The sequence below is a fragment of the Streptococcus cristatus genome, from assembly GCF_003943535.1.
GTDB lineage: Bacteria > Bacillota > Bacilli > Lactobacillales > Streptococcaceae > Streptococcus > Streptococcus cristatus_L.
In genome coordinates this window covers 138,175-165,158 of record NZ_RJPU01000004.1, presented here as the reverse complement: position 1 = coordinate 165,158, position 26,984 = coordinate 138,175, and the positions used below count along the sequence as shown (strand labels likewise).

Genomic DNA, 26,984 nt, shown 5'->3' with positions numbered 1-26,984 from the left:
AAAACAGACGGAACATAACTTACACTATATCTTTTCTCAAGCCATGTTCCGCCCTTAAATCGCTGGTACATAGACTAATGGCTATGTACCAAACTTTGTGTCGGAAATGTTTTTTTACATATTTTCCTTCTTCTTCATCAGGAATAATCCTGTCAATGCTAACAGAAGGCCGAGAAGGAAGGCTGAATCTGTTGCTGTGCCTGTACTTGGTAAGGTTGCTGACTTAGTGGCTGGACCTTGACTCGGACTAGCTCCTTTAGCTCCGTGCACTTGTTCCTGCATCTGCGGGGTTGCAGTTGACTTGTAAACAACCGCATAAACACCTAGCTGATCTGTCATGTACTCGATATAATGACCTTTTTGCTGGAAGGATACCGCATCAAGCTGATTAGCCGCTGTCATAAAGAAGACATTTTCAACATCTTTATTAGATGCAACTGGAAGGCTGACAAAGACCTTGCCCTTAGGCTGAACAGCTTTGCCAAATTGGTCTTCTAGTCTAATGTCATAAGCATCGTAGAGCTTACCTTCTAGGCTTTGAGCTGCTACTTTCTTGACCTTCAAGGCTACAACTTGATCAAGCGTAGACTTCATGCCAATCACTTGAACCTTGGTAGCTTCATCCGTCAAGATACGCAAGTTATTTTCTGGCTTAGATGGTTTAGATGGCTCTACAGGCTTCTCTGGTGTAGTTGGTTTGTTTGGTTTCTCTTCCTTGCTTCCAACTTCCACGATTTGATCTACTGGATCTTTAGAAACAAAGCTATCGCGAGTCACACGACCGGTTTCTTGACCATTTTCGATGGTCACTTCTACAAGTGTGGTCTTCTCACCATCCTTGCCTTCTTGGACAACTTTTCGGGTGCCCTTCGGCAATTGTGGGTTTTCACGTTCGACAGTATTAAACGGTAGAGTCTCTGTCACAATATCCAAGCGTGGCTGCTCGACAACAAGATTCTTAACACCTTCAGCTGGAGTGATTTGCTCGACTGGTTTACCAACTTCCACAATCTTGTCGACTGGGGATTTGGAAACAAAGCTATCGCGAGTCACACGACCGCTTTCCTTGCCATTCTCAATCGTCACTTCAACAAGCACGGTCTTTTCGCCAGCCTTGCCTTCTTGGACAACTTTTCGGGTGCCCTTAGGCAATTGAGCATTTTCACGTTCGACGGTATTAAAGCCAACCTCTTCAGTCACCACATCCAAGCGTGGCTGCTCGACAACCAGTTTCTTAACGCCTTGATCTGGTGTAACTTGCTCAACTGGTTTGCCAACTTCCACAATCTTGTCGACTGGGGATTTGGAAACAAAGCTATCGCGAGTCACACGACCGCTTTCCTTGCCATTCTCAATCGTCACTTCAACAAGCACGGTCTTTTCGCCAGCTTTGCCTTCTTGGACAACTTTTCGGGTACCTTTAGGTAATTGAGCACTTTCATGTTCAACAGTATTAAACGGCAGAGTCTCTGTCACAATATATAGGCGTGGCTGCTCGACAACCAGATTCTTAAGACCTTGATCTGGTGTCACTTGCTCAGCTGGCTTGCCAACTTCCACAATCTTATCAACTGCGTCTTTGGAAACGAAGCTATCGCGAGTCACACGACCAGTTTCTTGGCCATTCTCAATCGTCACTTCCACAAGCGTAGTCTTTTCGCCGTTCTTGCCTTCTTGGACAACTTTTCGGGTGCCCTTCGGCAATTGTGGGTTTTCACGTTCGACGGTATTAAACGGTAGAACTTCTGTCACGATATCAAGTCGTGGTTGCTCGACAACCAGATTCTTAACGCCTTCAGCTGGAGTGATTTGCTCAACTGGCTTGCCAATTTCCACAATCTTGTCGACTGGGGCTTTGGAAACAAAGCTATCGCGAGTCACACGACCAGTTTCTTGGCCATTCTCAATCGTCACTTCCACAAGCGTAGTCTTTTCGCCGTTCTTGCCTTCTTGGACAACTTTTCGTGTGCCCTTAGGCAATTGTGGATTTTCGCGCTCAACGGTGTTGAACGGTAGAGCTTCAGTTACCACATCCAAGCGTGGCTGTTCGACAACTGGAATCTTAACTCCTTCGTCTGGAGTCGTCTTGTGAACTGGCGGTGTAGCTGGTGTATCTTCTAAACTATTGAGATAAGTTGTAAATTCTGCCAAGCGAGTCGGAGTTAACAAGTGGTTATTTGTCACGTAAGCAGCCACCTGCAAGAACTCTTCTACTGCTTCACGATTAGCCTGACTTGTCAACATCTTAGCACGCGCAAGAGCCTTATCATAAGCACTTGTGTCCAGAGCAGCCTCGCTTGTTGTTGGTAGATTAAAGACTAGTTCCGCCGCTGATTGGTATTCATTTTCGCTATCGCCATAAGTCTGAGTACCTGTCAAGACAATCTTCTTAGCCTTGATAACCCGACCAAAGTCAATAGTTTTAGTTGCTGCATTATTTGGCCAATTATTGGCTGAGAAACGGTGTTCTTGACCTGCTTCATCCGTTACCACCAGAGTTACATTTTTGAGATTACCATTTGATCCTGAAGAACGTGGTACATAAGTCAAACCTGTCAAATCAGTTGGTTCTCTCAAGACCATAGTAGCCGGTTTATTAGCACCACCACCAGACCACGGTGTATGCCACAGGCTAGAGCGGTTACCATCAAAGGCTTTAGCTAACTCTTCTCCTGGCTGTGCAGGTGCTTCCAGAGATTCAAAGTCTGCTGCTTTGAGGGAAGTCTTCTTCTCTACCAAGGCAGCCTTGAGGTGATCCACTGCAGCGATTGCCTGTCTAGCAACATCAACTGAGATGTCATCATCCTGCTGAGTCAAATTATAAACCGCATCTTTCAACGCATTCATAGACTCAGTAGTGTAATTCGTTCTGGCAACTAGTGGCAGGTAGTTGTTCACTGCTTCGTCAATCAGCATCTTACCTGTCAGCTCGACTTCTTCAATTTGTAGACGATCCATTACAAAGTCATTGTAGCCACGGAAGTTTGCATCTCCGCCTGCATCACCATTTGTATTCCCACCTCTAGCAGTAGAATAGATACCAATCCAAGTATTGCCATCTGGCGCTCCCGTAACGAGGAAGGTCGCTCTTTTGGCTTTTTGAGGGCCTTTCCAAGTGTTTGGTAGCTCATGCACTTGTGCATTGCCCAAATCACTAGTCCATTGGTTACCTGCTTGCTTCCAAGTTACTTCACCATTGCCGCTGACAAAGGCGTAAGTGCCATCAGAGCCCGCTTCGTAGTCAAAGGTTACTCGGTAAGTCTTACCTGCTTCAAAGCGGAAGTTTTGCGGAATAGTTTGGTAAACCATGCGTTGACGGCTAACTAAACCATTGGTCTTGAGTGACCAGTCGCCCTCGATAACATCATCAATCTTCTTACCATTCCAGCCACGTTGTGTATATGGTGCGTTCTTTTCTGATAAGTGAGTCCGATTGTCCTCAACACCTTCGATACCACCGATAACAAATGGGAAGATCCCTTGACCGACATTTTCAAAGTTCTGTTTGAAGACACCTTTTTGGTTATCATGACCGCCGGCATACATTGTAGAATTATTCTCAAAGACTCGAATTTCATCAAAGTAAGTTGCTTTTTCACCTGCTTCACGGCTCAGGGTCAGAGTCACATTGGACACGTCATCACCTGTCGTGAAGTAAACATACATATTTTGGAAATAGCTGGTGTTGTCCACTGTCGCATTGCTACGATTTGTATTGTGAGCATATGCCTTAACATAGTTTTGAGCAATAGATTTATTAGTATAGTTGGTGATTGTCTTACCACCTGATTGGACTGTGATACTTGCCTTAGCATCACTTCTATTATCCACTCCGACATAAGCAGCATACTTAGTATTTGGCTTGAGACCCGTTAATTTCTGAGTCAGAGTCACAGTGCTTGTATTGTTTTGAATACGGAGCATATCATTGGCACCCTGTGACTTGACAATCTCAGCCTTAGACTTGTCGCCTGTAATTGTCCAATGATCCAGCTTGCCACTGTTGAAGCCTTGGTCATAGATATGCATTCCTTCGCTCCAAGACATTTCCTTGTTGACCTGTCTTGTACGATAGAGAACGTATGGCTGATTTGCCAAAAGATCCAGCGTCAGCTGATTATTCGTCACTGTCAGCTCTTGCTCTTCAACCTTACCTTGGTCGGTCAGCTTATAGAGGTAAACCTTATCATTCCAATCACTCGGCAGGGTCCAAGTTGTCTGGCCTGCTTTTGTATTGTAATAATACATCTTTTCTTGAGCTTTTTCCAGCTTATTACCGTTGGCATCCCAATTCCATGGTACTAGATAAGCTGAGCCGTCTTGAATCACGCGACCATTAAGTGTAACTGTTCTCTCACGGTAGCCTGGATTTGCCACATCGTTTGATTTACGGCGAATAGTAACTTGATTGTTGTCCTTGTCTGTTAGACCGATTTCCATTTCTGGTGTCCACTTGTAGCTACCGCCATTATCATTCATGGTAACCGGATTACCATTCTTCCATGTTGTGACAGTGAAGTGTTGGAAATACTTGGTCATGACATCATGAGCAAAGAGGTTGGTCACGTAGCCATTGTAGTCACTCCGTCCTTGCCAGCCCTCAAAATCCTTCATGCTGTAACCACCAAGCAGCGGATAGTTGGCTGCGCCGCCATAGGACGGGTAGTCACCAATCCAAGAATCTTTTTGGTGGTTGCGGATAAAGCGGACAATGCTACTGTTAATCCCCTTGTTGGTATAGCCACCATAGGTCAAGTCAGCTGCCCAATGCTGGAAGGTAGAGTCGTACTCACCACCATGGCCCCACTCAATCGCAAAGCGCCAGCCTTGTTGGTTGATTTCTTTTGCCAAGACATGAGTTGCCCAAGCACCATTATCACCTGACTGACCATTACCCCAGACATCAACATAGATAAAGTCTAATCCTTCGCCAAGTTTTTCTTTCAAATCTTGCCAGCGTTTGAGTCGACCATGAGCGAGGTCATAGGCAGCATCAATATTGATACCTTGGTCCAGCCAGTTCCAGCCATAGCTATAGCTACCGTCAGGATTCTTGCGTAGGATTTCCTCTTTGAAATATTTGGATTCTGGATAGGTTTCTGATGCGTTGACGTGGATACCTATGTGAGCACCATATTCCTTAGCCTTGGCGATCAGAGTTTTGAAATCTTCAACTCCACCGATTCGTTTACCAATATCTGCATAGTTCAAGTGACCTGAGTCATGCCCTTCATTTCCATATCCCTTCAAGAGGACACCTTGGCCAAGTCCATCGGTATGAAGATTGATTTTCTTAATACCATCCAGAGTCATCAGGAATGGATTTTGTGCTTGAGAGCCAAAGTTCATGGCAATCCGATAAGCGGTAATGTCTTTAACCTTTTCCCAGCCTTGCGGGTTGTTCATGATTTGACGATAAGCTACAGCAGCATCCTGCCAGTCTACTTGATTATCCTTGTTGGCGTCTTCGGTCACGACCACCTTAGCACTTGGCAATTCCAAAGTATAATCTGGGTAAACGATTCCTTTATGCTCTTTTTGCCATTGCCATGGTGAGCTCTTGATTGCGACATAGTTAGCGTTACCCACTGTTTGCTTGTAAGCAGTCAAGCGTGTAAAATCGTTTGATCCACCGCCAAAGCTGTTTTGAGAGTTACTCCATACACCAGCCGCCAGCTTGTCTGTTGAGACAAATCCGTACATGTAGCCCTTGCGCAAATCCGACATCGGATTGGTCACATTGATATGGTCATCTCCGCTGACATGGGTATTGTTGGACATGGTCGCTCCATCAAACTTGGCACCTGCCTGCTCGCTAGATACAGATACTAAAGCATTATCTGCAAAGTTGATAGAAGAAATTAATTTTCTAACATCATCGACTGGCTTACCAGCCTCGACTTGATTGTGGTTGACGATTCTTGTCACATCAAAGTGCAACTGGTTGTCCACTACTTTCAAGCGAACGGTCATTTCTGCATCAATCAAATGCTCTGGATCCTTCAAGACCAAATCATACTCAGCTGTCTGCTCATCAACCTTGCGGTAAGTCACTTTCGGCTTGATAGCATGAGAGTTAATAGTGACTTGATCCAGCTGTTTGACTTGACCTGTCAGTGTGTGCTTGTTGACTGTGTAGCTCTTGACACGCGGGAACGCCTTATCAATCAGAACTTCCATCGTTGCTGAGTGAATCTTATCATAAGTGACTTTAGAGTCATCTACAACAGGACCTGTTTCCTTTTCTCCTGTCGGCTGAGTTGGGGTCATGCCTTCTTGGTTATCTGTCTTTATCAAAACAGAAGTCAGTTCAGTGCCCTGATAAGTACCGGCCTTGACCAAAATCTTGCGCTCATTCTTGAGATTTTCCTTGACTGCAGCTGGTAAGGTCACTGTATTAAAGAGTTGCTCGCCATTATTGGTCGCATTGAGCTGACCATCTGCTTTCAGAGTTACCACCAAGTTATTGCTTGAACCTTTTTTCGGTGCTGGTACACGAGTCTGACGATACCAAGCACTATTGCCATTGCCTGGCGTTTTATATTCCCAGAACCAGCCTTCTTTGTCATAACCGACAAAGACATTGTTTGATGTATCTTTATATTTCATAAAGACACCAAAGCGGCCGTGGTTTGTTTCAGAATTTTCTACAAAAGTTAAGTTGACGCTAGCATTTCCTTCTTGATCTACCTGCAAGCCTTCTTTCTGGAAGAGAGCTGGGTTTTGGTTGTTATCATGAGTAGATTTTGAGGAGAGTTGGTTATAACGTACACCGTTCTTCTCAACCGTAGTGACTGTTCCATGCTGCTCTGTTGTTCCGACAGGAGTCCACTCAGCTGTCTTCTTAGCTGCAAATCTTGCAACTAAATCAGGATCTGGAACTGTTGGTGTTGGTGCAATATAAGGTGTGACTGCTTCTGGAGCCGAACCTGCGGCTGGAAGTCTCGTTCCGATTACAGAAACAGCCAAATTATGAATACTTTCGATGTTGCCTGATTTTATCTTAGTAATCTTCTGACCAGCCGAATCATCATCTGCGTAAAACAGGAGTGTCTTACTGTCTGCCTGAGTAACAAAGGTAGCTTCCTTGCCGTTTTCTAGCTCAAATACTGGCGCTTCATTGACAATCACTTCGTGATCAAAACGCAGGGCAACGAGTCCTTCTTCTGTGTATTTCGCGCTGACTACCTTAGCCTCTGTAGGATAAACACTGTTTTTCAGTAAGAAATCCCAGTTAAACTTCTTGAAGGAGAGAGTATAGTCATTTTTATTCCCTTCCGCTCCTTCATAGAGCAAGCCAAACTCTTGATCATTGATTTGTTGCAGAGAGTTGTAGGCAAATTTTCCTTTATTGATTTCCCGATGAGCAATCCAAGTCAGATTGCCAGCCTGATCCACTCTGGCAACTCGAACATGACCATTATTTCTGCCAGGCCCGCTTGCATTCGCCAAAATCACATATTCTTGTCCATCTTTGACTGTGCTAATCGCTGACATTTGTACATAGACATCAGGCACATCTTTGTAGCGTTTCACTTCAGGAAGCCAAGTAGCACCTCCATCTTCACTGGTTGCAACTTGCAGGTCTCGCGTCAATCCACGCATGAACATTTTTAGCTGGCCGTTTGCTAACTGCACGATGGTTGCTTCAGTGTTTTGAGCCGAAGGATGATTCATGGTGCTGGATTGAATCTCTGTATTATTCACTCTGCGACCATCATTAACTGCTGCTCCAGAATGCCAAGTTTGTCCATTATCATCTGAATAGATAACCCGAGAAGACTGAGAACCATGTAAATGGGAAGATTCGTTAGTCGAATAAGTCGGAATAACTAAACGTCCTTTGTGCGGGCCTGTATGAAGACGAATGCCTGTACCAGGGCCGACCCCGTAGAACTTCATCCAGTTTTCCTTGACCATAGGAGTAATATCACGCGGAGCAGACCAAGTCAGTCCATCATCCTTACTCACTGATGTCCATAGATAGCTAGTCCGAGCGACACGGAAAGGCGAATCTTTCTTAGTCGTGAAATAAATATTATCAATCAGGCGATCTCCGTCATAAAGGTCACCTTTATCTCGATAGTCTTTTTCCTGTGGATTGACCACTACACGATAGGTTGTCGCTGCACCGTTTGCATCATAGACTGTTCCATTTTCACGAATTGTATATTTTTGACCATTTTCGTGATAAAGAATCTGATAAATCTTACCATCAACCGTTGTATAGGCTTCTTCGTTTTTAGCAGGCAGGTCAAAAACAGCCCGCCCTTCTGTAAACATATCATAGATGGCATGAATGGTTCCGTCTTTATCCTGAACCATAGCCACATCAATGGTTACAGGGGAACCTTGATTCGGATCCGTTGCTTTGGGATTATTGCGCAAATTGACAATCGTCTTTTCTGGCCCCCAAGTCTGGCCGCCATCTGTACTACGGCGAATAACTGTGCCGATATCCCCCCAGTCTGACGCATGCAAGCGGCGCTGATCCGCAGCTGCAATCAAGGTGCCTTTCTGAGTCTTTAACAAGGCTGGGATTCGATAGCTTTTAATTCCTTGACTATTAGCCTGACCGCCAGCTCCACTCTCAAATACATCTGCCTTTTCACTCAGGGAGGCACCAGGAGCTAGCTGTCCTTCGAGTTCTTTCCGTTTTAAAATTTGGCTACGCTGAGCTACTTCCTCTGGCGAAAGAGCGCGGTCATAAATAGTTAGATTTCGAACGGCAAACGTTCCTGGCCAATGGTTTTGCTTACCACGCACTGTAGCACCCAGCTGCATGTTGGTCAAATCCGGCATGTCACTCAGGAATTTCCCTGACTGATAGCTGGTTCTTGATAGAACCCCATTGACATAGAGGCGCACGCGACCCTCTGGCGAATCTGGTTTTAGTCTTTCTACTGTATAGGTGATGGAGTTCCACTGACCAGCATTGACTTTCAGAGGGGCATTGTTATAATTTTCATAGAATTGCTGCCCATTGCGATCACGACCTTCGACAACTGCTGTTCCATTATTGACCGCAAGAGTAAAGTATTCGTTGACATGCGAGGAGCTAGAAGCAGAGAATACACTATAAAACTTTGGTGAGTTTGCATCTGGCTTAAACTCCAAATGAACCGTTGCATTCTTTAATTTTTTTACTTTATCTAGCTCGCTGGATAGATCCTCTTTGGCGTGATCTGTTTTGTTAATCGTAATATCTTCTTTTTCCAAGACAGGCTTGACATTCTTTAAAGAACGGGAATAATAGTCTCTTTCAACCGTTTCTTCTGTCTCAGCAGTTGCATCAGAAGGTTTTTCTAAAGTGGTACCTGTATCTGTTGATGGAGATACGGGTGTAGCTACATTTTCTGTAGATACTGGTGCAGTAGCAGTTGCTGCTGCAGGCTTATCCTCGTTTTCTACTTTCCCATTTACCTCAGAAGATGTTGTCTCTCCCGTAACTTCAGTAGCAGGAGGTGCCACACTTGGTTGAGATACCGCAACTACTCCTGCTGGGCTAGTTGTTGTATCTGCTAGACTGTCAGCCGATACTTGATTGACCCCAAACAAGATTGCTCCGATTATAACAGAGCAAACACCTAAAGTTAGCTTGCGAATCCCAAACTTACATCTTTTATCAAATAAATCTCTATCCATTTGACAACCACCAATAGTAAGCGTTTACAATAAACCTTAAAATTTTTAGGCTGTTATAAACCCCTTCTATCCCTTTCTTATTTTATGTTAATATACTCTTTTTTAATATATCAAATATTTTAAGAAGTGTCAAATTATTTTACAGTAGAAATGTAGATTATTCTTAGAAGAAAGATAGAAAAATCCATTTGAAATCTACAATCAATCCTAGCTGCTAACTTCAAATGGATAATATTTTTTAAATTACATTTATCTAATGCTCACTCTGCCAGTGCGATAATCAAGGGCAATTCCTGATTGGACATTGGGAACAAAGACATTGAATTCCAAACTTCCATCGCTGGACTTAGCTTCTAAATGCGAGCCTGATGGCACCAGATTATTTTCCGAAACATAGATTAAAGTGACACGATAGCGGACTCGCTTATTCTGATCCAAGGCACGACGAACCTGAGTTTCATAATAATTCTGTCCCGTCGAGTTGTCTTTATTGGCCTGATTGGCCCAGGCTGTTTGGACTGCGATATTGGCTGGATTGCTAGTGGAAGCATCGAAGCCCTTTAAGCCACCGATGAGAGAGTAAGCCAAGAGATGCCCGCGATCTACTGCATGGTTGTATTCACCTGATAGATGTTTGACTTGGTGCCAACCAGCAGGAACCCAAGAAGTGGAACCATTTCCCGTTTCTTCCCGTGATTTATACTGGCGGGTCGATTTGGCAAGCAAGGCATTGGCAACTGTTGGAACCGTCTGCCCCTGAACCATCTTCGTTTTATTATCCGCATAAGGCGCACTCGACACTTTGGTATTTAAGTTCGTTTTATTCCCATCGATAATGAAAGCTCCAGCTCCATTCCACTCGATTTTTCCACCGAGTTGCGAACGCACTGAGTCAGTGAGAACACTCTCAGCCAGCGCTTGATCTGGTGTGCTGGTATCCCTATTTTGACTAATGACTGACGATGTATTTACCGCTGGTGACTGAGTGCCATTTCCAAAAAAATAAGCTCCCAGTGATAACGTCAGAGCAACCAGAAGCCCAGCTATAGTCTGAGTAGATTTAGTGCTCTTTTTTTGTAATTTCTTTCTTTTTGGCATATTTTCCTATCCATTTAAAAGGACTGTGCAAAGATTCTGCACAGTCGGTAAATTAACGAACACTCTCGGCAGATCACTGACCAGTAAACTTAGAAATAAGCTCTTTCCAAGTATCTGGTGATAAGATAGACCAAGGATTATCTGCATTTCCAATCACACCATATCCGATGACCAGACCAAGACAAAAAATGATAAAAGCGACTACCAGCACCAAGGCAATGATGCCTAGTTGTCTAGCCAAATATTTCCAATTTTCACTCATCATCTTCTTCCTTTACGCGTTTGATGTTAGCACCAAGAGCTGCCAGCTTTTCGTGAAATTTATAATAGCCACGGTCCAAATGGACTAATTTGCTGACTTTTGTCTCCCCTTCAGCAATCAAGCCCATCAAAATCAAGGTCGCACTAGCTCGAAGATCTGTCGACATCACTTCTGCTCCTTGCAGGCTGCTACCACCCCAAATCCGAGCGGTATCCCGCATAATATCGGAGTGAAGACCCATCCGTCGCATCTCTTCTAAGTGCTGGAAGCGATTTTCAAAGACCGTCTCAACCATGACAGACTCTCCTTGAGCTATCGCCATCAAGGCAGTAAACTGAGCCTGCATATCGGTTGGAAATCCTGGATAGGGCAAGGTCTTGACAGAAACAGCTTTTAACTTTGAAACATCCGAGCGAACACGGATCCCTTCGTCTTCTTCCGTCACTTCTACACCCATTTCTTGCATCTTTGACAGAAGCGGACGATTATGCTCCCAAATCGCATCCTCAATCAACAAATCACCACCTGTCATGGCAGCAGCAACCATAAAGGTTCCAGCTTCGATACGGTCTTGCACGACATTGTGCTCAGCTCCATGAAGTTTTTCAACACCGATGATTGTTATATTCTCCGTTCCTGCCCCTCTGACTTTAGCGCCCATTTTATTTAACAATAAAGCCAAATCAACAATCTCAGGCTCTCGAGCAGCATTTTCAATAACAGTGGTACCTTGAGCCAAAGTTGCCGCCATCATAATATTCTGTGTCGCGCCAACACTTGGGAAGTCCATGTAGATATGGGCTCCCATCAAGCGGTCTGCCTTGGCCTCGATATAACCCGCAGTCTGCGTAATCTGAGCACCCATTGCCTCCAAGCCCTTCAAATGGAGGTCGATCGGACGGCTACCAATCGTACAACCGCCCGGCATGGATACTTTTGCATGCCCATTACGAGCAAGAATGGGACCCAATACAACAATCGAAGCCCGCATCTTGCTGACATACTTATAAGGAGCCTCTTCGGTCAATGGTTTAGTCGCATCTACAACTACAGTATTTTCATCTTGGTTAAAGTCTACCTGCGTATTCAAGCCACGAACAACATTGTTCATGGTAAAAACATCCGAAAGGACTGGCACATTCTTGAGTATTGTTTTTCCCTCACTGGCCAAGACTGTTGCCGCCAACAGCGGCAACACCGCATTTTTAGCTCCTTCAATCCTAACTCTGCCAACCAGACGGTTATTTCCACCCTGAATAATAATTTTTTCCATACTAACTAGTTACTCCAAATCTTAAAAATTCATCCTTACTATCATATCATAAAATCAACAATCTGACCTTATAATGCTCCATTAAAAATTGCCCGACTCATGTCATAAATACCAATAAAAAACAGGCTAGCCATGTAGCCCAAGGCAATACTCAGCAACAAAATCAAAAAACGAATTTTGATGGCATTATCGGCATTTACTTTTAGAAATCTTTCCCAACAGACCACTGTAGACAAAAGATGAAAAGCCATAAAGATAAAGAGCAGATGACTGCATAATCGAAACATTAATTCTATCATAGATTTTATTATACCATAAGAAGAGCTATTTCTAGCGGAAAGGAGTATGGGACAATAAAAAAGAATGGAAATTCCATTCTTTTTTCACTACATTCTTGTTCCAACGTTAATACGGTTGATGGCACGCTGGAGAGCGATTTTAGCACGTCGCTCTTGGTCAATCAAATGCTTGTCTTGGGCTTCTTCGATCTCTTTCTCAGCACGTAGCTTAGCTCGCTCGGCACGGCTGATATCAATATCACGCTCACGCTCAGCTGAGTCCGCGATAATGGTAATCACATTATCAGCGATTTCTATAATGCCACCGTTGACCGCAATCCAGTCAATATGCTTATCATCATCGATTCTGCGTACCTTGACTTGATCCACTTCCAAAACAGCAATTGTATTGATATGGCGAGGCAAAATCCCCATTTCTCCGTCAATCGTTTTTACGGAAACAAATGCAGCACGGTGGTCATAGATCAGACCATCCGGTGTAACGATTTGTACTGTCATTTGAGCCATCATTCACCTCTTAGAATCCCATTTTTTCAGCTTTAGCAATGACATCCTCAATTGAACCGACACCACGGAAGGCATCTTCTGGTAACTTATCGTACTTGCCTTCGAGGATTTCTTTAAAGCCACGAACTGTCTCAGCTACAGGCACATAAGATCCCGGCTGACCAGTAAATTGCTCCGCAACGTTGAAGTTTTGAGACAGGAAGAATTGGATCCGGCGCGCACGCGCAACCAAAGTCTTTTCTTCATCTGACAACTCATCCATACCTAGGATGGCAATGATATCCTGCAATTCATGATAACGTTGCAATACGCGTTTCACTTCGGCAGCCACTGCATAGTGCTCTTCACCAACAATCTCAGGAGAAAGAGCTCGAGAGCTTGAGGCGAGCGGATCCACGGCTGGATAAATCCCCAATTGAACCAATTTACGTTCCAAGTTGGTTGTAGAGTCCAAGTGGGCAAAAGCTGTCGCTGGCGCTGGGTCAGTATAGTCATCGGCTGGCACGTAGATGGCCTGGATCGAGGTTACAGAACCCTTCTTAGTCGATGTGATACGTTCTTGCAATTGTCCCATTTCTGTCGCAAGTGTTGGTTGGTAACCAACGGCTGACGGCATCCGACCCAAAAGGGCAGAAACTTCAGAACCCGCTTGCGTGAAGCGGAAGATGTTGTCAATGAAAAGCAAGACATCTTGCCCTTCCACATCACGGAAGTATTCTGCAATCGTCAAACCAGTCAAAGCAACCCGCATACGCGCTCCTGGCGGCTCATTCATCTGACCGAAGACCATGGCTGTTTTCTCGATAACACCAGACTCTTTCATTTCCCAATAAAGATCATTCCCTTCACGGGTACGTTCCCCAACACCGGTAAACACGGAAATACCACCATGCTCTTGGGCAATGTTGTGGATCAATTCCTGAATCAGGACGGTCTTACCAACTCCGGCACCACCGAAGAGTCCCACTTTACCACCTTTAAGATAAGGGGCTAAAAGGTCGATAACCTTGATACCTGTCTCTAAGATTTCTGATGAAGTAGATAACTCATCAAAGGTTGGAGCTTTCTTATGGATTGGCTGGCGCTCTGCATCATCCGCAAAAGGAGCATCCAAGTCAATGGTATCTCCCAAAACGTTAAAGACGCGACCAAGTGTTTCTTTGCCGACTGGTACAGAAATTGGACGGCCAGTATCTAGCACTTCCATGCCACGAGTCAACCCATCCGTTGATTCCATAGCGATGGTCCGAACCACTCCATCACCAAGCTCAAGAGCTACTTCAAGGACGATTTTTGATTTTTTTTCGTCATTTTTATAGACTACAAGTGCATTATTGATCTCAGGTAGCTTGTCACCAGCTGCAAACGCTACGTCTACAACTGGTCCGATAACCTGAGTAATTTTGCCTGAGCTCATTCTTTTCTCCTCTTTATACTATTTATTTTCTGTGACACTATTCCAGTGCACTTGCACCCGCCACAATTTCAGTAATTTCCTGCGTGATAGCTGCTTGTCTAGCACGGTTATACTGAATGGTCAAATCATTGATAACTTTTTTTGCGTTATCCGTTGCTGTCTGCATGGCTGTCATACCAGCAGCATTTTCAGCAGTTTTTGCGTCAATAATAGCCCCGTAAATCATACTTTCAGCAAACTGAGGCAAAAGCTGATCCAAAATCGCATTTCGACTGGATTCTAGTTCTAGATTAAGGATATAGTTCTCATCTGCTTCACTAGGATCCAAATCGACGATTGGCAACATCTGCTCTACCCGCATCTGACTGGTCAGACTGTTGACATGGTGGTTATAACACACATAAAGTTCATCAAAAAGCTCATTCTGATACATTTCAATAGTCTTGGAAATGATTTTCCGAACTTCATCAAAACTCGGATGATTGGCTAAGCCGCGCAATTCATAAATCGGCTGAATACCTCGTGCTCGGAAGAAATCAGCTCCCATTCCACCGATCGAAATAATGACATAGTCATCCTTTTCATGGTATTCAGAAATCAATTCCATCATTGATTTGAGGATGGTTGCATTGTAGCCACCGACCAAACCACGATCAGATGTAATGACGATATAAGCCGTTTTCTGAACCGGTCTGCTCTTGAGCAGTGGATGATGGCTAACATTTTCTGCCTCATGACCATGCAAAAGGTCGGTCAAGAGTTTCCGAACCTTAGAAGCATAGACTTGAAAGTTCTTTGCTGCTTCTTCGGATTTTCCCAACTTAGATGCAGAAACCATCTGCATCGCGTTTGTGATTTGACTGGTGTTTTTTGTGGATGCAATTTTATTTTTGATATCATTTAATGAAACTGCCATCTGACACCTCTATTCTTATTTGAAGTTAGACTGATTGATAAATTCAGTAATAGCGGCGTCCAGCACTTCTTCACTCGGCAAATCTTTTGTCTGACGAATGGTTTCATAAATGTCTTCATGATGAGCGTCAAAGTAAGCAAAAATCTCTGCTTCAAACCGAAGAATCTCATCTACTGGTACTGCATCAAGGAAGCCGTGAGTCAACGCATAGAGGATCACAACTTGCTTTTCAACTGGCAGTGGCTCATGAACTGACTGTTTCAATACTTCTACCGTACGGCGCCCACGGTTCAACTTAGCCTGAGTTGCTGCATCGAGGTCACTACCAAATTTGGTAAAGGCTTCCAGCTCACGATATGAAGCAAGGTCAATACGCAGAGTTCCTGCAACCTTCTTCATGGCCTTGATTTGTGCAGATCCACCTACCCGAGATACAGAAGAACCGGCGTCAATAGCTGGGCGGATACCTGCATTAAAGAGGCTATCGCTAAGGAAAATCTGACCATCCGTGATTGAAATCACGTTGGTCGCGATATAGGCTGAGATATCTCCTGCTTGTGTCTCGATAAATGGTAGGGCTGTGATTGAACCACCACCCAGCTCATCAGAAACCTTAGCCGAACGCTCAAGCAGACGGCTGTGAAGGTAGAAAACATCCCCTGGGAAGGCTTCACGACCTGGCGGACGGCGAAGCAAGAGAGAAAGTTCACGATAAGCTACCGCTTGTTTTGACAAGTCATCATAAACGATGAGGACGTGCTTGCCATTGTACATAAATTCTTCAGCCATTGCTACACCGGCATAAGGAGCCAAGAAAAGCAATGGAGAAGGCTGAGAAGCTGACGCTGTTACCACGATAGTATAATCCAAGGCTCCGTACTGGCGAAGAGTTTCCACCTGTGTACGGACAGTAGATTCCTTCTGACCAATGGCAACATAGATACAGATCATATCTTGCCCTTTTTGGTTGAGGATCGCATCGATGGCAATACTGGTCTTACCAGTCTGACGGTCACCGATAATCAATTCCCGCTGGCCACGACCAATTGGTACCAGTGCGTCAATGGCTTTTAGACCTGTTTGTAGAGGCTCAGAAACGGATTTCCGCTCCATGACTCCTGGAGCTGGCGCTTCCACAGGACGCGTTTTAGTCGTAGCAAGCTCACCCAAGCCGTCAACAGGACGACCAAGCGGATCTACGACACGACCAATCAAAGCATCTCCGACAGGAACTTCCATGATTTTACCCGTGCGGCGAATCGTATCGCCCTCACGAATATCTGTAAAATCACCCAAAATAATGATTCCGACATCGGTTGACTCCAAGTTTTGGGCCATACCATAAGAACCATTTTCAAAAATCAAGAGCTCGCCACTCATGGCATTATCAAGACCGTGGGCACGAGCGATTCCATCACCAATATAAGTGACGACCCCAGTTTCTGTGACGTCAAAATTTGGCTGGAAATTTTCAATTTGTTGCTTAATTAAAGCGCTGATTTCTTGTGCGTTAATCGCCAAAATTCACACCACTTTCTATTTCAAATTTTCTTTTACGAGTTGTAATTGACGTTTTATACTTGCATCAATTGTCTTATTATTGGCTGAAATGACGAAGCCACCAATCAGGCTGTCATCCAATTCCTGCTTGAGCGAGCGAACCTTGAGGCCCATTTTTTGCTCAATCATTGGTTTCAATCTGTCTTTTTGACTTTCTGTCAAGGCTTGAACAGATTTAACCGTCACTTCAAATTCATTGCTTTGTTTCTCAATCTGATGCTGAATTTCTACCAACATATCGTAGAACAAATCTGCTCGATGATTGAGAATAACGACTTCGATAAAGTTATCAATCAGCTGTGAATCTGAGTTTTGAAAAAGTCGAAGAGCCTTCTCCTTTTCTCCATCATCAACGCCAATATGTGATAAAAAGTCAGCAAGATTTGTTTCCTCAAACACGGTCCTAATTTGGCTTAGTTTTTCAAAAACATCTTGTTGCTGACCTTTTTCAAATACTAATTGAACAAAAGGCAAGGTATATTTTTCAATTACCGCATAGTGCTTTTTGTCCATTAAGCATCTCCTAATTTATCAATATAACGATCAATGAGCTCACTGTGTGCTTTTGTATCAAGCTGCTGGCTCAAGATCTTACTTGCAAGACTTACTGTTAGGTCAGCCACATCGTCTTTAATGCTATTCAAGGCTTCTGCCTTGCTTTGAGCAATTTCCTGATTGGCTTTTGCTTTCAAACGTCCAGCTTCTTCAGCTGCATCCGCTAAAATTCCAGCCTTATTTTTTTCAGCTGTTTCCTTAGCATGTTCGATAATCGTCGTTGCTTCCTGACGACTTCCTGCTAATTCATTCTCACGTTTTTGCGCAAGTTCCTCAGCCTTTTTGCGGGCTGACTCAGCCCCGTCAATATCATCCGTAATCTTTTTAGAACGTTCTTCTAAGATACTGGTAATATTGCCCCAGGCAAACTTCTTTACTAAAAAAATTAATAAAAGGAAGGAACCAGCGATGAGAATAAAGTCACCAATAATGGCACCGATAGTTACGTGCATTCCTTTTCTTCCTTTCTACTTACTATTCTTCACCGTTTATTTTCTTACCGATATACATCGAAGACAGCATGGTAAAGACATAGGCCTGGATACATGAAATAAATATCGAGAAGGCTGTCCATAACATACTACCTAGGAAAGCAGCTGGATACCAATAAAATGCTTGTTGTGACAAGGTAAGCAACAAGCCAGCTAAAACTTCCCCTGCAAAGATATTTCCGAAAATCCGCAGAGCTAAGGAGGCAAAATTGGTAAATTCTTCCAAGATATTCATTGGAGTCATAAATCCAGGTGTTGCAAAAGCTTTTAAGTAATCTTTAAAACCACGACGACGGATTCCTTCCACATGACTAATCAATGTAATGATAAAGGACAAGGCTAGGTCATAGCCCAAATTTGCCGTCGGTGAGGTCCAGAGATTGTAGCCATTGGTGGTTTGAATTTTAGCCATCAAACCGATATTATTGGCAACTGCAATAAAAAGAAACAAGGAAAACATAAACAAAGAATAATCTTTGATGTAGTGTTCCCCAATATTTTCTTTAGTAAAGCCAATGACAAAATCATAGACGTACTCAAGTAAGTTTTGCTTTCCTTTTGGTCGGATGGACATTTTTCTACTGCCCCAGTAGATAAAGCCAAAGACCATCAAAACGGTCACAAGTGACATAGCAAGCAGGGTCAAATCAAAGGATATTGGGCCTAGCTGAATAGTCGGATTAAGACTCTCTTCCAAGGTTTGACACCCCCTTTTCTAAAATAGAAAAAACTATTTGATAATGAAAGACATAACCAAAGTAACGAAGAAAGTACCTTCAACAAAAGCGACACCCATGATGAGCAAGCTTCTTAATTGATCAACCATTTCTGGCTGACGTGAAGCTGCTTTAAACAGATTACTCATAATCAAACCTTCAGCTAATGAGACGCCAAAGCAGGCAATACAAAGTCCTAAAAATGTTAAATTCATGATGAATTCTCCTTTTATATTTTTTAAATGTACCCCATTAGTTTACTCCTAATAAAGGTAATAGTCAATTATTTTGTGATATTGTAAGCGTTTTTCGCACTTTTCTTTTAAATTTAAAACAAAACTTGAATAAAAGTGCTTTTCAAACATTTATGCTATAAAAATCCAAGCAAAAATGAGAGTGGGACAGAAATCGGTAATTCGTTAGAATTCGATTTCGTCGTCCCACCTCCGCACAGTTTAGTAGGGCTGTAAAAGCTGATGAAATCAGCCTAGTAGAGCCCACTCAACCACTGCGTCTTGCTCGACAATCCAAAGACAATTGAGAGGCTAGGACTTTTGGCCCAGCCTCATATCTGTTCCCTTTGAGGTAAAAAAATTGTGAAGCGCATCCACTTATTCTCAACTGCTTCAAAGCGATAAGTGAGATGGTGCTTTTCCAAAATTTGCTGCACGATAAAGAGTCCCAGTCCTGTACCACCATCCTTGCGATTGCGACTGTAGTCCGGTCGATAAAATGGCTGGAAAATCTGCTGAATCTGTGACTCATCCAACACTCGCTCAGCTTCATTTTCTACAATTAACATCCCATCTTCTAAACGAACCAAGATTTCTCCACCTTCCACCGTATAATGGAAGGCATTGTCAATCAGATTTTTAATAGCCTTTAGTAAATAAGTCTTATTACCTCGGACTTTTGCTTCTGAGAGTTGGACATTAAAATGATAGTGCTTGAGGTCCGCCAGAACCTTGTAGGTACTGATATTTGCTTCAAGCAGCTCTTTGAGAGAGAAGATTTCTCGCTCTGTCTCCATGGTCATTTCCAGTTTTGAAATGGCTAGGATAGACTGAACTAAGCCTGATTGTTCTTCCAATATTTCGCGGCACTTCTGTAGGTATTTGTCCCGATCTTTAAAATCACCAACTCCATAAATCATCCCGTCAATCATTCCCATCATACTGGTAATGGGTGTCTTGAGTTCGTGGGAAGTCATTCGGAGAAATTCTGCCTTTTCACGCTCGCTTTCTGCGACTTTTTCATTTTCCAAGCGCAGGGCTTCCATACTAGTTAAGAGGTTAGCATATAAGTGATTGATATCCTGAGCCAAATCAGCAATCTCGTCATGCCCTTTCACCTGACAGGAAACGTCTGGAAGCAGACTCGTCATTTGTCGAGTGCTAGAAGAGATATCCTTAATCCGCTGACTGGAGGTCCGACTATAGAGATAGGCGGCAAGCCCACCCAGACTCAGCGACAAGAATAATACAAAGGGATAGAGATTGAGTAAAATCCGACTGGCATCCGAAACGGGTTGTAGGGAGTATTCCCCTCGCAGGACTACTTCTTTGCCATCCGACGTCCGAAAACTTTCTGACAGGGTCTTACTCTCATAATTGCTATTGGCAATGGTCGGAACAATGGTCAGCTGGAGAGAGCTGTCCCCATTCGTTTCGAGCGCTGGATAAAGAATCGTATTGTCTTTAGCCAGCAAGGTGAACCAGATTTGATTGTTTTTTTTGCTATAATTGCTCAAAAGCTCACTAATTTCTTGGCTAGACTTTCCCTTGACCTGCTTGGCTACCTGAGCAAACTCACGCTGGGCTTCTCCCCCCTTGACCTGCTGGTAATAAACCGGCATGGCGAAATAAAGGGTGGATAGAACGATCGTCACAACGACAAAGATGATGAAAGTCGTTAAGAGGAAGTTCTTTTTGACAATCTTCACGTGTCTTCTCCTCCAAGCTGATAGCCCATACCTGTGATGGTTTTCAGAGGAATACCTGGAATCTTCTTACGAATGTTCTTGATGTGATTATCCAGTACACGGCTGTCCAGCTCGCTATAGCCCCAAATGGTATTCATGAGCTGATCGCGGGTCACTAAGTGATCCTTTCTCTTGGCTAGAGCCTGCAAGATTTCGTACTCTTTCTTGGTCAGTGGCATCTTTTCTTCCTGCCAATAAACAGTACAATCATCGATAGAGACGGTCAATTCACCAACAGTAATCTCTGAAGCAACCGTATTTCGTCGCAGAATATTCTCAATCCGTTTGACTAAGATCAGTGGTGAGAAAGGCTTGGTCACATAGTCGCTGATGAGATGGTTAAAGCTGACTAGCTGAGTGTACTCATCATCTAGTGCTGTCAGGATCATGACCGGAATCTGAGAAGTCTTGCGAATTTCCTTGAGGACATCCAGTCCACTCATGGTTGGCAACATCATGTCTAAAATAACTAAGTCAAAAGACTCTGCTTCAAATTGAAGCAAAGCCTCGCCTCCATCAAAGACTGGTGTAACTGCATAGTTACTTTCTTTTAAAAATTCACAAATGACTTGATTGATCGTAGTATCGTCTTCCACTACTAAAATCTTGTGCATATACGCTTGATTCTCCTTTATTTATTCAAATCGCAGGGCTTCAATTGGATCCAGCTTGGATGCTTTCACAGCCGGCAGGAGCCCAAATACTACTCCTATTATACAACAAAAGAGCAAACTTACAAAGACCGAAAATAGAGATAAAATATATGGGTAGGCCAGAGACTGGGTAATAGCAAAGCCAGAGGCGATACCTGCTACCACACCAATAACTCCTCCCATCAGAGTCAGGATGACCGCTTCGATCAGGAACTGCTTGAGAATGATTTTTCGCCGAGCTCCCAGAGCCTTTTTAATCCCGATTTCACGCGTCCGCTCTGTCACTGAGACCAGCATGATATTCATAACCCCAATACCTCCGACTAAAAGGGAGATGCTGGCAATACCCGCTAGCAAGACAAAGTTAGACTGGTTGAGGTTATCCAGTTGACGCTCAAATTCTTGCAGATTTAGCACACCAAACATATAGTCTGACTGAGGCATCTGCTGATTGAGGTAATCACTAACTTTCTTGGCTACCTTCTTCAAATCATCGGCTTTGTGGGTCTGAACGGTGACTTCTGGGCTGACATTGATAGTATCAAAAATCCGATGCCATTGTTGCAGAGGAATATAGGCTACCTTTTCCGAACCAGAGGTTAGGCCACTCTGCTCAGTAGACTCAAAGACGCCGATAACTTTAAAAGGATTGCCCTTGACTTCTACATACTTACCGATGCCGTCTCCCTTAGGAAAAAGAGTATCATAAAGAGACTTTTCTAGGTAGGTTACTTGCTCTTGATTTTTGAAGGCTTCTGAGTCAAAGCCTTCCCCTTCCAACAGCCGTTGCTGCTTGATATCAGCTACTGACTGGGAAACTGCCTGAACCTTGCTAGATGACTTTTGGCTGAGATAGTAAATCTTTTCGTCTGCCCCATAGGTCATCAAAGCATTTTTAACTCCAGGAATTTCCTTGATTTTGGATAAGACATCCTCTCCCATGAAGGGAATGTAGGAAGGCTTCTGCGCTTGGGATTTCTCTGGAATAGAAGGGTCAATCGAACTCTTCTTATCGTAAACAACCTTAATGGTATTATTGGTGCCACCGATCAGCTGGCGCTTGGTATTTTCTGTATTTCCTTCAATGATGGAAAAGATAGCAATAATTGCGCCAATCCCGATGATAATCCCCAGCATGGTCAGCATAGAGCGCATTTTGTGGGACAGGATGGAGTTTAGAGCTACAAAAATATCTTCCATATAGCCCCCTTCTATCCTAATGCCCGAGTCTCTATATTACCGTCCCGCAAGACAACCGTTTGCTTGCAAAGCTGAGCCACTTCCGGCTCGTGGGTAATGATGACAATGGTCTTGCCTTGTTCATTAAATTGCTTGAACAGCTCCATAATCTGAACACTGGTCTTGGTATCCAGCGCCCCAGTCGGCTCGTCTCCCAAGATGAAGCTGGGATTGGTCACTAGGGCACGCGCAATGGCTACCCGTTGCTTTTGACCACCGGACAGCTCCATAGGCTTGAAGTCACTTCTTTCTTCCAGACCGACCAATCGTAGCATTTCCAAAGCGCGCTCGCGTCTCTCTTTTTTAGGAACTTTCATGTAAGTCAGAGGCAGTTCAACATTCTGACAGGCTGTCAGCTTGGGCATGAGGTTGAAATTCTGGAAAACAAAGCCAATTTTCTGATTACGCAAATCAGATAGTTGGTTGTCGGATAAGTCAGAGACGTCAGTCCCTTCGATATGATAAGAACCTGCGCTAGCCTTGTCCAAACAGCCGATAATGTTCATCAAAGTGGACTTACCTGATCCAGACGGCCCCATAATCGCTAGAAAATCCCCCTCTTTCACATGCAAATCAATTCCTTTCAAAATCGGAAATTCCTGACTGCCCTGTTGATAAGATTTGTGGATGTTCTTAAGCTTTAACATTCTGTCCTACCTCCATCCCGTCTTTCATGCCTTCTCTAGGCGTCGAAATGGTATCCTGCATAGTCAGACCTTCTGTAATCTCTACCAAACGGTCAGAAACTTTCTTGGTCTTAACTTCCTTCATTTTCACCTTTTTGCCCTCTACCTTCCAGACATAGGTCTTACCATTTTTACTGAAAGTATAGGCTTTATTGACAACAACCTTGCCGGCTTCAGGAGCATTTTCTACAACATTGATATAAGAATGGGAGCCTACAAGTGGCATTTCACCACCCTGATCCAGCTCGACAGTATAAGGGAACTTGCCTTGGTTGGGGTTTTCCTGTTGTTTATTTCCACCATTGCTATTTCCAGCATTCGCAGTTGTCAAGGTGCCGACCTGAGTGACGGTGCCACTCCAGCGCTTCTTAGGATCCTTGCGGTCTACAATATCTACTCTCTGACCCACGCTCAGCTTCTCACGGTCAAATTCGCTGACAGTCCCTTTGATCAAAGTTTTGGACTTGTCCATGATTTCGATAAAGGTTTCTTCTTCCTTTTTAGCTTTAGACTGAGTTGGCAAGTCTTCGTTCATCGACGTAATGGTTCCCGCTGTATCAGCCGTCACGGTATCATATTTCATACGGTCTGATTCCGTCTGAGCTGTCACCTGAGCCTTTTCGGCCTCAATCTGAGCATTCGTTACTTCATTGTCAGCAGTCTTAGCGTCACTTAGCGCTTGAGCCAGTTCATCTTCAGCAGATTTTATCTGATCTAACAAAGACTCATCCTTACTAGAATTGTATTTATTCTTAAGAGTATTGAGATTAGCTAGCTTTCGGTTATAGGTTTCCCATTTGATAGATGCGCTAGTTTGTGCAGCCGTAATACTATTGGCCTTAGCTTGAGCATCATACTGAGCAGACTGGGCTGTCAATTCTTGAGAGGTCACATAGGAAAAGAGGGGCTGGCCTTGTGTAACAGTATCGCCATTTTTAACGAATACTTCCTTAACTTCACCTTTTGATGGGTCAATCTTGACCTTACTACTATTGTTAGCAACTACTTCTCCAGATAAAACCAGGCTTGTTTTTTTACTGTTATTAACAGCATCTTGGACCGTCAGTGAATCAATCTTATTATCGACCATTTTCATGGCTTGTTGTTGATTAACCTGATGAAGAAGTACATAGCCTCCCAGCCCTGCACAAGCAAGAATGACCGTGCTTCCCAATAGAATGGTTTTACGATTCATTTTTTTTATTTGAAACATATTGCCTCCAACCTACAAGTTCTAACTTTTATTTATCAGTTGATTCAGATTCATCTGTTGGTAATTCTTCTCCATCCGCTGGGATTTGAATCACGTTTCCGTCCGGCATGGTGTACTCTGTCACTTCCTTGCCGTCTACTGTTTTCGTTTTTTGATCAACAGCATCTTTCTTAAAATCTACTTTTTTCCCATCGCTAATTTCTTTATTATCAGCATTCTTAGAGCCACATGCAGCTAGGAAGAAGACAGACATTCCGATAAGAGTTACAAGCATAGCGAATTTTTTTACGTTCATTTGATTTCTCCTTTGTTTTAGAAAACAGGAATTTTGAGCTTTCCTGATCGTATTTGTTTTTTTGAACAATTCCATTCTATCAAAGTGGTCTATCCCCTTCCTACCCACCATCTGTTTTTTATCTATTTTTTGATAAAATTTGGACTTTTCCTCTAGATGCAGGACTTTTCCTATCCAAACAGCTTCTTAAGTCGTTTTATGGTATAATAGATTGATTTTAAAAGAATGAGGTGGAAACATGACTCAAACAGTTTATTTTGGAACATACACCCGACGAGATTCCAAAGGAATTTATAAGGCAGATTTTGACACTGAAAAGGGACAACTCTCAAACTTAGAATTAGTAGCTGAAGAGCCAAGCCCAACTTACCTAGCCTTTGACCAAGCTGGGCATCTGTACACCGTTGGCGCAAAAGATGGACGAGGTGGGATTGCTGCCTATGACCAAGAAGGGCAGCTGCTCAATCACGTGGTTGAGGAAGGCGCTCCGCTTTGCTATGTTGCTGTAGATAATGAAAGAGGTCTTGTCTACGGAGCTAACTACCACAAGGGACAAGTGCTGGTCTACAAGCAGCAAGAAGATGGCAGTCTAAAACTGGGTGATTCAGACACTCATGTCGGGCAAGGACCTCACGCCAATCAAGCCTCTGCCCATGTCCACTATGCTGACTTGACTCCCGATCAATATCTGATTACTTGTGACCTCGGAACAGATCAAGTCACTACCTACGATGTAACGGAAGACGGACAACTGAACAAATTGGCCACCTACACATGTGCTGCTGGAGCTGGGGCACGCCACATTGTCTTTCATAACCACTATAAAATTGCTTACCTTATCTGCGAATTAAATTCTACCATCGAAGTATTGATTTATGATGGCGTTGGTCAGTTTGAACACCTACAGACCATCTCAACTCTCCCAGCCGGATTTGAAGATTTTAACGGCACAGCAGCCATCCGTCTCTCTGCTGATGGGAAATTCCTCTATGGCTCTAACCGCGGCCATGACTCAATAGCTGTTTATCAAATTCTAGCTGATGGAAGTCTACAGCTCATTGAAATCACGCCAACAAAGGGCAAAAATCCACGCGATTTCAATATTACACCTGACCAAAACTACCTCATCGCTGTCCACCAAGATTCGGACAACGCAACTGTCTTCAAACGCGATCCTGAAACAGGCCGATTAACAGAAATTTCTCATGATTTCTATGTGCCAGAAGCTGTCTGCGTGACCTTCCAATAATCAAAAAAATTATCAAAGGAGCATTCAAGATGAATCCAGTAGAATTGTTTAACCAAGTCAAAGAATTGATCGAAAAGAAAGATTTTGACGCAGCTAAGGAGTTTGTCGAAGATCACAAAGATGAGCTAGGCGAATACTTAGATAAGGCAAAAGATTTAGTAGCAAATTCAAAAGGGCTCAACGACGTCATCAACAAAGTTAAGTCTATTTTCTAAAATCTTAATTAAAAAAAGCTGTTGGATAAAATTCCAACAGCTTTTATATTTGATCGAGCCTTATTAGTCTATTTCCGATTCATAAAATTCTCTAATTCTTCCAACCGCTCCCTTGTCAAAGGTTGAGCAAGAAAAACATCCTTATCGACATCTTTGTCCTTATTAAAATCATGTAAGTCAACCTTTTCATAAACCATCTTATTTGCATAAGGAAGTTGACCATTTACATAGGTTATAATTTCTATATCGCTCTTACTAAAAAATGCTCCATAGTAATCTTCCCGAACCACTACTGTCTGCCCTTTTTCCTCAAGATAGGCATAATGGTTCACCGGAACATAAACCGTAAAAAATATCCCAAGAATAGGAGAAAATGCCACTAACAATGCTCCTAGAGCAAGAGCGGGATAAAGAACCCACCTATATCTTTTTACCAATAAATAGGAAACAAGAAATAAAAAGGGAAAAGCAAACCATGGGCTGAACTGAAGATACCAGAATATACTAGTGATTATAAGAAATAAAAGAACTGCCAAAAGCGCCAGAGAGCATGATTTGCGTTTATAAGCCAAAAAGAGGCCTATAAATAAAATAGTAAGAGCTAGCCACTCTCTGCTTAGGATATACAAAATGAAATAAAACATCCCAAAAGTCTCCCCTTATTTATTAAAAATCCCTTGAGTTAGCCTCAAGGGATTTGCTTCATTCCATTAG

At 43.3% G+C, this 26,984-nt stretch carries 22 protein-coding genes and 3 pseudogenes; 2 read left to right on the top strand and 23 right to left on the bottom strand.

Features of this window, described 5'->3' with window-relative positions; all coding sequences use genetic code 11:
• Window positions 1-114: 114 nt before the first annotated feature.
• The 22 genes and pseudogenes from D8790_RS11055 to D8790_RS07290 form a co-directional block, all read right to left on the bottom strand.
• Window positions 115-282 carry an LPXTG cell wall anchor domain-containing protein gene (locus D8790_RS11055; RefSeq protein ID WP_376739454.1) on the bottom strand — a complete coding sequence of 56 codons (168 nt, stop codon included), beginning with the start codon at window positions 280-282 and terminating at the stop codon, window positions 115-117.
• A 444-nt stretch (window positions 283-726) separates the two neighbouring features.
• Window positions 727-1,743: pseudogene (locus D8790_RS11050) on the bottom strand (G5 domain-containing protein); the annotation flags it as partial.
• Window positions 1,744-1,836: 93 nt separating this feature from the next.
• Window positions 1,837-7,149: pseudogene (locus tag D8790_RS10915) on the bottom strand (SpGH101 family endo-alpha-N-acetylgalactosaminidase); the annotation flags it as partial.
• Window positions 7,150-7,320: 171 nt separating this feature from the next.
• Window positions 7,321-9,645: pseudogene (locus D8790_RS10910) on the bottom strand (sialidase domain-containing protein); the annotation flags it as partial.
• 249 nt (window positions 9,646-9,894) lie between these two features.
• Window positions 9,895-10,743, bottom strand: coding sequence for a DNA/RNA non-specific endonuclease (locus D8790_RS07375; RefSeq protein ID WP_125388140.1), 849 nt, complete (start codon window positions 10,741-10,743; stop codon window positions 9,895-9,897).
• A 73-nt stretch (window positions 10,744-10,816) separates the two neighbouring features.
• A complete protein-coding gene (locus D8790_RS07370) occupies window positions 10,817-11,005 on the bottom strand; it encodes a DNA-directed RNA polymerase subunit beta (RefSeq protein ID WP_125388145.1) in 189 nt (62 codons plus the stop codon).
• On the bottom strand, window positions 10,998-12,278 hold the full coding sequence (gene murA, locus D8790_RS07365; protein ID WP_125388139.1) for a UDP-N-acetylglucosamine 1-carboxyvinyltransferase: 1,281 nt from the start codon (window positions 12,276-12,278) through the stop codon (window positions 10,998-11,000). Before murA ends, D8790_RS07370 begins: the two co-directional genes overlap by 8 nt.
• A 68-nt stretch (window positions 12,279-12,346) precedes the next feature.
• Window positions 12,347-12,577 carry a DUF1146 family protein gene (locus tag D8790_RS07360; protein ID WP_125372931.1) on the bottom strand — a complete coding sequence of 77 codons (231 nt, stop codon included), beginning with the start codon at window positions 12,575-12,577 and terminating at the stop codon, window positions 12,347-12,349.
• Window positions 12,578-12,664: 87 nt separating this feature from the next.
• On the bottom strand, window positions 12,665-13,087 hold the full coding sequence (locus D8790_RS07355; RefSeq protein WP_005589741.1) for a F0F1 ATP synthase subunit epsilon: 423 nt from the start codon (window positions 13,085-13,087) through the stop codon (window positions 12,665-12,667).
• A 7-nt stretch (window positions 13,088-13,094) separates the two neighbouring features.
• On the bottom strand, window positions 13,095-14,501 hold the full coding sequence (gene atpD, locus D8790_RS07350; RefSeq protein ID WP_005589740.1) for a F0F1 ATP synthase subunit beta: 1,407 nt from the start codon (window positions 14,499-14,501) through the stop codon (window positions 13,095-13,097).
• Between the two features lie 37 nt (window positions 14,502-14,538).
• Complete coding sequence (locus tag D8790_RS07345) at window positions 14,539-15,417, bottom strand: F0F1 ATP synthase subunit gamma (protein ID WP_125372930.1); 879 nt, start codon at window positions 15,415-15,417, stop codon at window positions 14,539-14,541.
• 15 nt (window positions 15,418-15,432) lie between these two features.
• Complete coding sequence (atpA, locus tag D8790_RS07340; RefSeq protein ID WP_125388138.1) at window positions 15,433-16,938, bottom strand: F0F1 ATP synthase subunit alpha; 1,506 nt, start codon at window positions 16,936-16,938, stop codon at window positions 15,433-15,435.
• Between the two features lie 15 nt (window positions 16,939-16,953).
• Window positions 16,954-17,490 (bottom strand): F0F1 ATP synthase subunit delta, encoded by a 537-nt coding sequence (locus D8790_RS07335; RefSeq protein ID WP_125388137.1) that lies wholly within the window; start codon window positions 17,488-17,490, stop codon window positions 16,954-16,956.
• On the bottom strand, window positions 17,490-17,984 hold the full coding sequence (gene atpF, locus D8790_RS07330; protein ID WP_005589735.1) for a F0F1 ATP synthase subunit B: 495 nt from the start codon (window positions 17,982-17,984) through the stop codon (window positions 17,490-17,492). Before atpF ends, D8790_RS07335 begins: the two co-directional genes overlap by 1 nt.
• A gap of 22 nt (window positions 17,985-18,006) precedes the next feature.
• Window positions 18,007-18,720 carry a F0F1 ATP synthase subunit A gene (gene atpB, locus D8790_RS07325; protein WP_125388136.1) on the bottom strand — a complete coding sequence of 238 codons (714 nt, stop codon included), beginning with the start codon at window positions 18,718-18,720 and terminating at the stop codon, window positions 18,007-18,009.
• Window positions 18,721-18,753: 33 nt separating this feature from the next.
• Window positions 18,754-18,954: a F0F1 ATP synthase subunit C gene (locus D8790_RS07320; protein WP_005589732.1), complete on the bottom strand. Its 201-nt coding sequence runs from the start codon at window positions 18,952-18,954 to the stop codon at window positions 18,754-18,756.
• A 350-nt stretch (window positions 18,955-19,304) separates the two neighbouring features.
• A complete protein-coding gene (locus D8790_RS07315; protein WP_125388135.1) occupies window positions 19,305-20,681 on the bottom strand; it encodes a sensor histidine kinase in 1,377 nt (458 codons plus the stop codon).
• Window positions 20,678-21,334 carry a response regulator transcription factor gene (locus tag D8790_RS07310; RefSeq protein WP_015604682.1) on the bottom strand — a complete coding sequence of 219 codons (657 nt, stop codon included), beginning with the start codon at window positions 21,332-21,334 and terminating at the stop codon, window positions 20,678-20,680. Before D8790_RS07310 ends, D8790_RS07315 begins: the two co-directional genes overlap by 4 nt.
• Window positions 21,335-21,355: 21 nt before the next feature.
• Window positions 21,356-22,573 (bottom strand): ABC transporter permease, encoded by a 1,218-nt coding sequence (locus D8790_RS07305; protein ID WP_125388134.1) that lies wholly within the window; start codon window positions 22,571-22,573, stop codon window positions 21,356-21,358.
• Between the two features lie 11 nt (window positions 22,574-22,584).
• On the bottom strand, window positions 22,585-23,259 hold the full coding sequence (locus D8790_RS07300) for an ABC transporter ATP-binding protein (protein ID WP_005589728.1): 675 nt from the start codon (window positions 23,257-23,259) through the stop codon (window positions 22,585-22,587).
• Entirely contained in the window at window positions 23,246-24,511 is a 1,266-nt protein-coding gene (locus D8790_RS07295; protein ID WP_125388133.1) for an efflux RND transporter periplasmic adaptor subunit, read from the bottom strand. The genes D8790_RS07300 and D8790_RS07295 overlap by 14 nt, the downstream gene beginning before the upstream one ends.
• A 28-nt stretch (window positions 24,512-24,539) precedes the next feature.
• Window positions 24,540-24,806, bottom strand: a complete 267-nt coding sequence (locus tag D8790_RS07290) for a hypothetical protein (protein WP_005592220.1) — start codon at window positions 24,804-24,806, stop codon at window positions 24,540-24,542.
• A 238-nt stretch (window positions 24,807-25,044) separates the two neighbouring features.
• Here D8790_RS07290 and D8790_RS07280 point away from each other — a divergent pair, with 238 nt between their 5' ends.
• A complete protein-coding gene (locus D8790_RS07280) occupies window positions 25,045-26,055 on the top strand; it encodes a lactonase family protein (protein ID WP_125388132.1) in 1,011 nt (336 codons plus the stop codon).
• A gap of 29 nt (window positions 26,056-26,084) precedes the next feature.
• Window positions 26,085-26,270, top strand: coding sequence for a hypothetical protein (locus D8790_RS07275; protein ID WP_125388131.1), 186 nt, complete (start codon window positions 26,085-26,087; stop codon window positions 26,268-26,270).
• A 68-nt stretch (window positions 26,271-26,338) separates the two neighbouring features.
• On the opposite strand, the gene D8790_RS07270 is transcribed toward D8790_RS07275, so the two are convergent.
• The gene (locus D8790_RS07270; protein ID WP_125388130.1) at window positions 26,339-26,914 is read right to left on the bottom strand and encodes a hypothetical protein; all 576 of its coding nucleotides are present in this window, start codon (window positions 26,912-26,914) and stop codon (window positions 26,339-26,341) included.
• Window positions 26,915-26,984 lie beyond the last annotated feature (70 nt).